This is a genomic window from Azospirillum sp., assembly GCF_035627195.1.
GTDB lineage: Bacteria > Pseudomonadota > Alphaproteobacteria > Azospirillales > Azospirillaceae > Azospirillum.
In genome coordinates this window covers 1-10,681 of the sequence record NZ_DASPMG010000100.1, presented here as the reverse complement: position 1 = coordinate 10,681, position 10,681 = coordinate 1, and the positions used below count along the sequence as shown (strand labels likewise).

General features: G+C 68.3%; 9 protein-coding genes. All 9 read right to left on the bottom strand.

Features of this window, described 5'->3' with window-relative positions:
- A partial coding sequence (locus VED21_RS09155; protein ID WP_324882032.1) for a calcium-binding protein occupies positions 1 to 1,169 on the bottom strand: 1,169 nt, incomplete at its 3' end.
- A 333-nt stretch (positions 1,170 to 1,502) separates the two neighbouring features.
- Positions 1,503 to 3,443, bottom strand: a complete 1,941-nt coding sequence (locus VED21_RS09150) for a calcium-binding protein (RefSeq protein WP_324882033.1) — start codon at positions 3,441 to 3,443, stop codon at positions 1,503 to 1,505.
- Between the two features lie 469 nt (positions 3,444 to 3,912).
- Entirely contained in the window at positions 3,913 to 6,048 is a 2,136-nt protein-coding gene (pnp, locus tag VED21_RS09145; RefSeq protein WP_324882031.1) for a polyribonucleotide nucleotidyltransferase, read from the bottom strand.
- Between the two features lie 256 nt (positions 6,049 to 6,304).
- Entirely contained in the window at positions 6,305 to 6,574 is a 270-nt protein-coding gene (gene rpsO / locus VED21_RS09140; protein ID WP_324882030.1) for a 30S ribosomal protein S15, read from the bottom strand.
- 15 nt (positions 6,575 to 6,589) lie between these two features.
- The gene (gene truB / locus VED21_RS09135; protein ID WP_324882029.1) at positions 6,590 to 7,528 is read right to left on the bottom strand and encodes a tRNA pseudouridine(55) synthase TruB; all 939 of its coding nucleotides are present in this window, start codon (positions 7,526 to 7,528) and stop codon (positions 6,590 to 6,592) included.
- Complete coding sequence (gene rbfA / locus VED21_RS09130; RefSeq protein ID WP_324882028.1) at positions 7,518 to 8,135, bottom strand: 30S ribosome-binding factor RbfA; 618 nt, start codon at positions 8,133 to 8,135, stop codon at positions 7,518 to 7,520. The genes truB and rbfA overlap by 11 nt, the downstream gene beginning before the upstream one ends.
- A gap of 33 nt (positions 8,136 to 8,168) precedes the next feature.
- On the bottom strand, positions 8,169 to 8,546 hold the full coding sequence (locus tag VED21_RS09125; RefSeq protein WP_324882027.1) for a type II toxin-antitoxin system VapC family toxin: 378 nt from the start codon (positions 8,544 to 8,546) through the stop codon (positions 8,169 to 8,171).
- A complete protein-coding gene (locus VED21_RS09120) occupies positions 8,543 to 8,863 on the bottom strand; it encodes a type II toxin-antitoxin system prevent-host-death family antitoxin (protein ID WP_324882026.1) in 321 nt (106 codons plus the stop codon). Before VED21_RS09120 ends, VED21_RS09125 begins: the two co-directional genes overlap by 4 nt.
- 111 nt (positions 8,864 to 8,974) lie before the next feature.
- The coding region (infB, locus tag VED21_RS09115) for a translation initiation factor IF-2 (protein WP_324882025.1) at positions 8,975 to 10,681 on the bottom strand (1,707 nt) is incomplete at its 5' end.

Here is a 10,681-nt window from a genome sequence, read left to right as displayed (position 1 = left end):
CCGAGCACGATGGTGTCGGTGCCGCTGCCGCCGCTCAGGGTGTCGGCGGCGCCGGTCAGTTCGCCGGCGGTGAACAGGAACCGGTCGTCGCCGTTGCCGCCCTCCAGGACGTCGGCGCCGCCGCCGCCCGACAGGGTGTCGCTGCCGTCGCCGCCGGACATGCTGTCGTTGCCGTCCCCGCCGTACAGCGAGTCGGTGCCGTTGTTGGCGACGATGCTGTCGGCGCCGCTGCCGGCGCTGATGGTGACGGCGGAGGTGGTGGTGACGGTGATGGCTTCGATGTCGAGATAGTTGGCGGTGGACAGGTTGTAGCTGCCCGCCCCCTTCAGAAGGATGGTGTCGGTGCCGCCGCCGCCGTCGATGACCTCGCCGGTGCCGATGTCGGTGCCCGACGAGATCTCGAAAGCGTCGTCGCCGGTGCCGCCGGCCAGGACGTCGATGCCCGCCCCGCCGACCAGCGTGTCGTTGCCGCTGCCGCCGACGATGCTGTCGTTGCCGGCGCGCCCCGAAATGGCGTAGCCCGCGCCATCCGGCCCGATGATGGTGTCGTTGTTGGAGGTGCCGCTGATCGCCTCGACGTTGCCGATGGTCGTGGTGGAGAAGTTGTAGCTGCCGGCGGAGGCCAGGACCACCACGTCGTTGCCGGCGCCGCCGTCGATCACGTCGCCCGACGGGTCGCCCACGACGACCGGGATGATGTCGTCGCCGTCGCCGCCGTAGAGGGTGTCGTTGCCGGCCGCGCCGGACAGCACGTCGTTGCCCGCGCCGCCGTACAGCAGGTCGCTGTCGGCGCCGCCGTACAGCACGTCGCCCCCGTCCCCGCCGGACAGCAGGTCGTTGCCGGAGCCGCCGTACAGCGTGTCCGCGGCGGAGCCGCCGTGGAGCGAATCGGCCAGCCCGCCACCGTTAAGCTTGGCGGCGGCGGTGAAGGTGCTGAGATTCAGGATGAAGGAAATATTGTCGGAGTCGAGCGCCGCGCCGCTGGAACCGAGCAGGCTGATTTCCGAACCGCTGGGACCCCACTGCCAGACGGCCGACGTGCTGTTCCAGGAAATGGTGACGCCGTCGAACGTGGCGAGTTGGCTGGCCAGCGTCGTACTGGCGTTCACCACGCGGATGTCGCTGTAGGAGGTGTCCGATCCCAGCTTGTATTGCAGCGTGCCAGCCATGGCCACCCCCGTTGCTTGACGTGCGCAATGCGCAACCAAAAGTCAGGCGCCGGACGGCCATCCCCGGGCCATGGCCCGCCATGGCCGCAGGGGGTACTCATACCAGCGTATGCGATTGACTATCGGTTCGCGGCTGGAACATGCAATCGAAAATATGTGACAAGTTTTCACATTTTTTCGCCGGACACCCGACCGGGCACGGCCGGCGGCGGAGTTCCGCCCTATAGCGGTGATTCGGGGGCACGATCGCAGGTTGGGCGCGTCGGCTCAGCCGGTCGGAGGCAAGGGGGAGGGCATCCCCTTGCCTCGCTTCCGTGACCGATCAGCTTCCGATCAGCTTGCCAGCACCAGGATGTCCGTGTTGGACAACGTACGGATGTTGAGCGTGGCGATGGCCACGGCAGCACCGGCGCCGCTGCCGTCGGCGTCGAACGACAGCGCCCCGGTGCGGGTGTTGAACACGAACTGGGCTCCGGCCGCCGTCGGGTTGTCCAGCGCGAAGTGGCCGGCGGACAGGGCGCCCGCCGGGATGGCGCCGAAGTTCGGACCGACCACGGCGATCTTGTCCTCGCCGGCCGTGAAGTCGGTGATGGCGTCGGCGCCATCCTGCGGGGAGGTGATGCGGAAGGTGTCGGCGCCCAGGCCGCCGGCCAGCGTGTCGGCGCCCAGGTTGCCGCCCAGCACGTCGTCGCCCTGGCCGCCGTAGACCGCGTCGGCGCCCTGGCCACCGAACAGCGTGTCCGACCCCAGGTTGCCGTAGAGCGCGTCGGCGCCCTCGTTGCCGTACAGAACGTCGGAATCCTGGCCGCCGAACAGCGTGTCCTGGTCGGCGCCGCCGTAGAGCAGGTCATCCTGCTGGTTGCCGTACAGGATGTCGTTGCCGATGCCGCCGGTCACCGTGTCCACGCCGGTGTCGCCGTACAGCACGTCGTTGCCGCCCTCGGAGCCGACGAAGTCGTTGCCGCCCCCGCCGCGCAGCGTGTCGTCGTCGGCGCCCAGCACCATGTACTGCGCGGCACCATCGCCGGTGACGTTCTGCGAGCCCTCGCCGCCGGTCACCCGCACGGCGCCCACCACCGCCGCGAAGCTGACGTCCTGCAGCTGGATGATGGTGCCGCTGGGCAGGTTCGAGGCGTCGATCACCAGGGCGACGGGGACCTTCACGCCGTTGCTCACGCCGGCGGCGGTGGGGCCGGCGATGACGATGGGCTGGTCCGGCGCGGTGGTGGAGGCGGCGGTCGGCACCACCGTTTGGATGATCAGGTTGGCGTCCTGCGGCAGGCCCTGCAGGAAGCCGGCGCCGGTGCCGGTCATGGCCTGCTGGTCGGCGGAGCCGGCGACGGTGCGCGCCTGGATGGCGCGGATGAGGTCGGCGGTGGACTGGTGCGCGCCGCGTGGTGCCGCGTCGCCCTGCACCTGCATGCCGATGCCGGTGGGCACCTGGAGTTGGAGGATGGTCTGGCCGGATTCGGTGCGCACCGGGATGTCGGCCGCCGTGGGGGCGCCGGTCTGCTCGGTGCGGTTGGGCTGGACGGTGGGGATCGTCACCGTCTGCGTCGGCGTGCTGCCCGAGCCGCCGCTGACGGTCTGCTGCACGGGAACGCCGTCGACCGTCGGCGTGGACGGAGTGGAGGGAGTGGACGGCGTGCTCGGCGTGCCGCCGCCGTCGCCGCCGCTGGGAGCGTTGAAGAGGATGTCCTGGCCGTTCAGCCAGAAGTCGGCGGTGGAATAGGTGCCGGCCAGGGTGATGACGGCTTCGGCGCCGCCGGCGAAACCGTTGGTGTCGAGGTAGAGCGTGGTGGTCGAGGCGCCGACGGAGATCTGCATCGAGTTCGCGGCGACGTTGGTGCCGTCGCCGAGGGTGACGCTGCCGAGGGCGGAGTCGCGGCCGATGATTCGGATCGCGTCGCCCGTGCCAAAACCGTGGATGGTGTTGCCGCCGCCGGCCGTGAAGAACACGTCTTCGCCGTCGCCGCCGTAGAGGACGTTGGTCCCGGCGCCGCCGTACAGCGTGTCGTTGCCGTCGCCGCCGTACAGCGTGTCGTTGCCGCCGTTGCCGGACAGCACGTCGTCGCCCGCGCCGCCGTCGAGGATGTCGCCGAAGCCCTGGCCGGCGATGGTGTCGTTGCCTTCACCGCCCAGCAGCGTGTTGGCGGCGGCGGTGATGCCGCGGATGCTGTCGTCGCCGCCGCCGCCGAACACGCTGACGCCGATGCTGAAGGCGCCGGAGATCGTATCGGCGGCAGCACCGCCATAGATCCATTCGACGTCCATCAAGACGGTGAGATCGAAATTGTAAGACCCGCCCGCCTCGTCAAGCTGGAAGATGTCGGTCCCGGCCCTGCCGTCGTAAACCCCGCCAGGATATACCGCTTCCGTTACCTGGATGATGTCATCGCCCGACGTTGCAGTAAGGCCGCCCTGGATATTGTTTCCGTTTCCGGTGTTTGCGTTCTGTCCGGTGACAATCAACGTAGCCATGGCAGGTCCTTACTTACAGCAGCGCACGTTCGTGGGACGTTTTGGCGTCAATGACGTGGCAATGTGGGGACCTGTACTATGGACAGATGCAGTTAGTCGTAGAAGTGATAAATAGCAGCGAAATGTAACGTTGCCGTATTGCGCGTGATCGGCGCATTGCCCGGCGGATGGACAACAAAAAAGGCGCCTTGCGGCGCCTTTTTCTCTCAGGATGCGGCCAGGAGGGGATCCCTCCCGGACGGTCAAGCAACCAAAACGCGCATCACTGCGCGGCGGCGCCCTCGTCCTTCTTCTTGGCGGAGATGTCTTCGCCGGTGGCCTGGTCGACCTGCTTCATGGACAGCTTCACTTTGCCGCGGTCGTCGAAGCCGATGACCTTGACCTTCACCTCGTCACCCTGGTTCACCACGTCCGCCACCTTGCCGACGCGCTGCTGGGCGAGTTCGGAGATGTGGACGAGGCCGTCGCGCGAGCCCAGGAAGTTCACGAAGGCGCCGAAGTCGACGACCTTCACGACCTTGCCGGTGTAGATCACGCCCAGCTCCGGCTCGGCCACGATGCCCTTGATCCAGTCGATGGCGGCCTGCGCCGCCTTCGAATCGACCGCGGCCACCTTCACCGTGCCGTCGTCCTCGATGTCGATCTTGGCGCCGGTCTGCTCGACGATCTCGCGGATCACCTTGCCGCCGGAGCCGATCACGTCGCGGATCTTGTCCTTGGGGATATTGATCACGGTGATGCGCGGCGCGTTCTGGTTGACGCCCTCGCGCGCACCGGTCAGCGCCTTGGCCATCTCGCCCAGGATATGCAGGCGGCCGTCCTTGGCCTGCCCCAGGGCGATCTTCATGATCTCCTCGGTGATCGAGGTGATCTTGATGTCCATCTGCAGCGCGGTGACGCCCTGCTCGGTGCCGGCCACCTTGAAGTCCATGTCGCCGAGGTGGTCCTCGTCGCCCAGGATGTCGGAGAGGACCGCGAAGCCCTCGTCCTCCTTGATGAGGCCCATGGCGATGCCGGCCACCGGGCGCACCAGCGGTGCGCCGGCGTCCATCAGCGACAGCGACGTGCCGCACACCGTGGCCATCGAGGAGGAGCCGTTCGACTCGGTGATCTCCGACACCACGCGGATGGTGTAGGGGAACTGCTCCTTGGTCGGCAGCAGCGGGTGGATGGCGCGCCACGCCAGCTTGCCGTGGCCGATCTCGCGGCGGCCCGGCGAACCCATGCGGCCGGCTTCACCCACGGAATACGGGGGGAAGTTGTAGTGCAGCATGAAGCTCTCGCGGTACTCGCCCTCGAGCGCGTCGATGATCTGCTCGTCCTGGCTGGTGCCCAGCGTGGTGACGACCAGCGCCTGGGTCTCGCCGCGGGTGAACAGGGCCGAGCCGTGGGCGCGCGGCAGCACGCCGACCTCCGACACGATCGGGCGGACCGTCTTGGTGTCGCGGCCGTCGATGCGCTTGCCGGTCTTGAGCACGGCGCCGCGCAGGATGTCGGCCTCCAGCTCCTTGAACTCGGCCGAGATGTGGCCGGGCTCGACGCCCTCGGCGGTCAGGGCCTCCACGGCCTTGGCCTTGGCGGCGCCGATCTTCTCGTAGCGGACCTGCTTGACCGTCTCGGTGTAGGCGGCCTCGACGTCCGCGCCGACGGTGTCGCGCAGGCGGGCCTTGAGGGCGGCCTTGTCATAGGCGGGCGGCGGGATGTCCCACGGCTCCTTGGCGCACATCTCGGCCAGGTCGATGATGGCCTGGATCACCGGCTGGAAGTTCTTGTGGCCGAACATGACGGCGCCGAGCATGACCTCCTCGGTCAGCTCCTTGGCTTCCGATTCGACCATCAGCACGCCTTCCTGGGTGCCGGCGACGACGAGGTCGAGGGCCGAGTTCGGCACCTGGTCCTGCGTCGGGTTCAGCACGTACTGGCCGTCGATGTAGGCGACGCGGGCGGCGCCGATCGGGCCCAGGAACGGGATACCGGAGATCGTCAGCGCGGCCGAGGTGCCGACCATGGCGACGATGTCCGGATCGTTCTCCAGGTCATGGCTGAGCACGGTGCAGATGATCTGCGTCTCGTTGCGGAAGCCGTCGGCGAACAGCGGACGGATCGGCCGGTCGATCAGGCGGCTGACCAGCGTCTCCTTCTCGGTCGGACGCCCTTCGCGCTTGAAGAAGCCGCCGGGGATCTTGCCGGCCGCGAACGTCTTTTCCTGGTAGTTGACGGTCAGCGGAAAGAAATCGACGCCGGGCTTCGGCGACTTGGCGCCCACGGCGGTGCACAGCACCGTCGTCTCGCCGTAGGTGACCAGCACGGCGCCGTCGGCCTGACGCGCCATCTTGCCGGTTTCCAGCGTCAGCTTGCGCCCGCCCCAGTCGATTTCCTTGCGGTAAACGTTGAACATACGTGCCTTCCTTCCGTCCGACACCCGGGCACGCCGGATTGCGTGCGCGGGCCGGGACCGGGGACTTTCCCTCAGTCCCGTATGAAATGCATAAAGCGGCCGGTCCCGGGGAATCCCGGCCGGCGGCCTGGCGGGAGCGTACCGACAAAACAGAAAACCCCGGCCGAAAGCGCGCCTGCCGCCGTGGCGCCGGTGGGCGCGTGGTGCGGAAGGCTTCGCTTCGGTCCGGGGTTTCGGATCACGTGTTGGGCGATCCTCAGCGACGCAGGCCCAGACGCTCGATGAGCGTGGCGTAACGGCCGTGGTCCTTGCCCTTGAGGTAGTCGAGCAGGCGGCGGCGCTGACCGACCATCACCAGCAGGCCACGGCGGGAGTGGAAGTCCTTCTTGTGGCTCTGCAGGTGCTCCGTGAGGTTGCGGATGCGCTCCGACAGGATCGCAACCTGCACCTCGGGCGAACCCGTATCCGCGGTGCCGCGGGAATATTCCTTGATCAGCTCCTGCTTGCGCTCGGCGGTGATCGACATCGTGGTCTCCATCATTCAGATGTTGAGGACACGCACCGGGCGGACCTCCGCCCCCTCGACACGGGCCAGCGCCACCGGCTTGCCGGCGAAAAGCGCAAGAACGGCGCCGTCCTCCCCCACCGAACCGCGAAGCGCCTGAAGGCGTTCGAAGTCCTGCCGGGTGAGGAGCGCCACCGATTGGCCGTGTCGAAGTCGGTGCGCTTCGGCTTCCGTCAGGGCCAACGCCGGGATGTCGTCCAGCGCGGTCTCGATCGGTTGCAGAAGTCGTTCGACGGCCGCACCTTGCTCCATCGCGGCCAGTTCGTCCAGGGAAATCGCCTTGTCCAGCGTGAACCGCCCGACGCGCGTGCGGCGCAGCGTCGCGACGTGGCCCACCGTGCCCAGCGCCAGCGCCAGGTCGCGGGCGAGCGAGCGGACGTAGGTGCCCTTGCCGCAGTCCACCTCGAACACGGCGTGGTCGGCGTCGGGCATGTCGACCAGTTCGAAGCGGTCGATGCGGACGGTGCGCGGCTCCAGCTCCACCGCGTCGCCCTGGCGGGCGATGTCGTAGGCGCGCTCGCCGTCCACCTTGATGGCGCTGAACTGCGGCGGCACCTGCCGGATCTCGCCCAGGAAGGCGGGCAGCGCGGCGACGATGGCGTCGCGCGTGGGCCGCTCGGCGGAGGTGTCGATGACCGCGCCCTCGCGGTCGTCGGTGGCGCGGCGCTCGCCCCAGCAGACGGCGAAGCGGTAGGTCTTCGCCCCGTCCATGGCGTAGGAGACGGTCTTCGTCGCCTCGCCGAACGCGATGGGCAGGATGCCGGTGGCGAGCGGGTCGAGCGTGCCGCCGTGCCCCGCCTTCTCGGCGTTCAGCAGGCGGCGCACCTTGCCGAGCGCCTGGGTGGAGGTGATGCCTTCGGGCTTGTCCAACACCAGCCAGCCGTGGATCGGCTGGCCCTTCTTCTTACGCGCCACGGCCGGGCCCCCGGCCGCCGGTCGGCTCGTCGTGCCCGCCGCCGTCCTCGTCTTCGGCGCCCTCGTCGCCGTCGGGGAGGTCGTCGAGGTCGTCGTCGGTCTCCTCGTCGTACTCGAAGGACTCGACCTCCTCGTCGTCCTCGTCCCAGCCGTCGTCCTCGTCCCCGTGATCGTCGTCATCATCGCCGTTGACGCGGGGGCCGGTCGAGGCGAGGTCGCGGGCGACCTCGGGCGAGTGCAGGATGGCGTTGATGTGGCCGGCGTAGTCGAAGGAGGTGTCGGCCTGGAAGCTGAGCGTCGGCGCGAAGCGCAGCTTCATCACGCGGGCGACCTGGCCGCGCAGGAAGGGGGCGGCGCGCTTCAGCGCGACCAGCGCTTCCTCCACGTTGCCGCCGCCCAGCGGGGTGACGAACGCGGTAGCGTTGCGCAGGTCGGGGGAGATGCGCACCTCGGTCACGGTGACGTTGAGGTTCTGCAGCTCCGGATCATGGAAATCGCCGCGCCGGAACAGGTCGGCGAGCGCGTGGCGCAGTTCCTCGCCGACGCGGAGCTGGCGCTGGGACGGGGCTTTTCCGGCGTGATGCCCGCCGTGGTGTTTGCCTGCCATGGTGTCGTGCTTTCGTTCTTTGCCGGTGTCCGGTCAGGACCAGAGGACCGGGACGTCGTAGTGGCGGATCATGCGGTCCGCGGTGACCAGGGTCATGCCCTCGACCCGGGCCTGGGCGATCAGCATCCGGTCGAAGGGATCCTTGTGGTGGAAAGGCATGCCGTCGAGAGCGCTGAGGTGACGCAGGCCGATCGAAAGAAGGATGATTCCGCTTTCCTCCAGCCCTTCGGCAAGATCGGGCGGAATGCGAAGCTTGCCCAGGTTTGCCTTGATCTTCAGTTCCCAGAGCGAAGCCATGCTGATGAAGACGCCGCCCGCCGCCCCCGCGATGGCCTTCCGCAGATCGGGACCGAGCCCTTCATGACCGGTGGCAAGCCAGAGCGCGGCATGGGTGTCCAGCAACAGCTTCAAGGCTTTCCGTCCAGCTGCGGCGGCCACGGCTCGTCGGGCTCCAGGCCATAGAACGCCTTCAGGAGATCGTCGGGAAGCGGCGCGTCGAAGTCGTCGGCCATCCAGATCTTGCCCTTGAGAAGGCCGAAACGGATGGGACGCTTCGGCTCCCGCGCGACGATCCGGTCGCTTTCCGGCATGCCGGACTCGTTCACCGGAACCAGACGCACCGGCGGCTTGCCCTCGCGGGTGAGGATGACCTCCTCCCCGTTGACGGCGCGATCCGCCAGCTCGTCCATGTGGCCGAGGGCTTCGTGCAGAGGAACGTTCTCGGTCATGCCAACCTCCCGACGGGAGCATCGCGCCCCCATACCCTAACACATGGGATCCAAGGGCCGCACGGGCCCCTGGCGGGGGTGCAGGGGGCGGTGCCCCCTGCCGAAAGCGCCTTACAGCGTCCGCGCGACCTCTTCGATCTCGAAGGCCTCGATGACGTCGCCCGCCTGGATGTTGTCGTAGTTCTCGAAGGCCATGCCGCACTCGTAACCCTCGCGGACGTCCTTGACCTCGTCCTTGAAGCGCTTGAGCGTCTTGAGCGTGCCCTCGTGGATGACAACGTTGTCGCGCAGCAGGCGCACGCCCGCACCGCGCTTGACCGTGCCCTGCGTGACCATGCAGCCGGCGACCTTGCCGACCTTGGTGATGTTGAACACCTCGCGGATGGTGGCGTAGCCGATGAACCGCTCGCGCAGCGTCGGGGCCAGCATGCCGGTCAGCGCCGCCTTCACGTCGTCGATCACGTTGTAGATGATCGAGTAGTAGCGGATCTCCACACCGTCGCGCTTGGCGAGGTCGCGGGCCTGCGGGTTGGCGCGGACGTTGAAGCCGATCACCATCGCGTTGGACGCGTTCGCCAGCGTGATGTCGGATTCGTTGATCGCGCCCACCGAGGCGTGCAGCACGCGGACCTTGACCTCGGTGTTCTCGGCCGTGAGCTTCTCCAGCGAGCTGGAGATGGCTTCGATCGAGCCCTGCACGTCGCCCTTGATGACGACCGGCAGTTCCTTGGCCTCGCCGGCCTGGATGCGGCTGAACATGTCCTGCAGCGAGCCGCGGGCGGTGGCGGCGACGGCCGCTTCGCGCTTCTTGCGCTGGCGGAACTCGGCGATCTCGCGGGAACGCGCTTCCGACTCGACGACGGTGAAGTCGTCGCCGGCGAGCGGCGTGCCGTTGAGGCCCAGCACCTCCACCGGGGTGGCGGGGGCCGCCTCCTCGACGTTCTGGCCGCGGTCGTTGATGAGGGCGCGCACGCGGCCCCATTCCGACCCGGTCACGAACACGTCGCCGACCCGCAGCGTGCCGCGCTGGACCAGCACGGTGGCGACCGAGCCGCGGCCGCGCTCCAGCTTCGCCTCGACCACCACGCCTTCGGCGGTGCGGCCGGGGTTCGACTTCAGCTCCAGGATTTCGGCCTGCAGGAGGATGGCCTCCTCCAGCTTGTCCAGGTTGATCTTGGCCTTGGCCGAGACTTCCACGGTCTGGATGTCGCCGCCCATCTCCTCGACCACCAGCTCGTGCTGGAGCAGTTCCTGGCGCACGCGGTCCGGCTTGGCGTCGGGCAGGTCGATCTTGTTGATCGCCACGATGATCGGCACCTTGGCCGCCTTGGCGTGGTGGATCGCCTCGATCGTCTGCGGCATGACGCCGTCGTTGGCGGCCACCACCAGCACGACCACGTCGGTGACGTTGGCGCCGCGGGCACGCATCTCGGTGAAGGCGGCGTGGCCCGGCGTGTCGATGAAGGTGATGCGGGCACCCGACTCCAGCTGCACCTGATAGGCGCCGATGTGCTGGGTGATGCCGCCGGCCTCGCGGCTGACCACGTCGGTCTGGCGCAGCGCGTCCAGCAGCGAGGTCTTGCCGTGGTCGACGTGGCCCATGATGGTGACCACCGGCGGACGCGGCATCATGGCGTCCATGTTGTCGTCGTCGGCACGCAGGCCCAGCTCGACGTCGGCCTCGGACACGCGGCGCACGCGGTGGCCGAACTCGCTGATCAGCAGCTCCGCCGTGTCGGCGTCGATGGTCTGGTTGATGGTCGCCATCACGCCCATGCGCATCAACGCCTTGATGACGTCGGCGCCGCGCTCGGCCAT

Coding starts and splice junctions, on each gene's coding strand:
- VED21_RS09120 (WP_324882026.1), bottom strand. CDS start 8,863: ATGACCGAGAACGTTCCTCTGCACGAAGCCCTCGGCCACATGGACGAG.
- pnp (WP_324882031.1), bottom strand. CDS start 6,048: ATGTTCAACGTTTACCGCAAGGAAATCGACTGGGGCGGGCGCAAGCTG.
- rpsO (WP_324882030.1), bottom strand. CDS start 6,574: ATGTCGATCACCGCCGAGCGCAAGCAGGAGCTGATCAAGGAATATTCC.
- VED21_RS09150 (WP_324882033.1), bottom strand. CDS start 3,443: ATGGACGTCGAATGGATCTATGGCGGTGCTGCCGCCGATACGATCTCC.
- rbfA (WP_324882028.1), bottom strand. CDS start 8,135: ATGGCAGGCAAACACCACGGCGGGCATCACGCCGGAAAAGCCCCGTCC.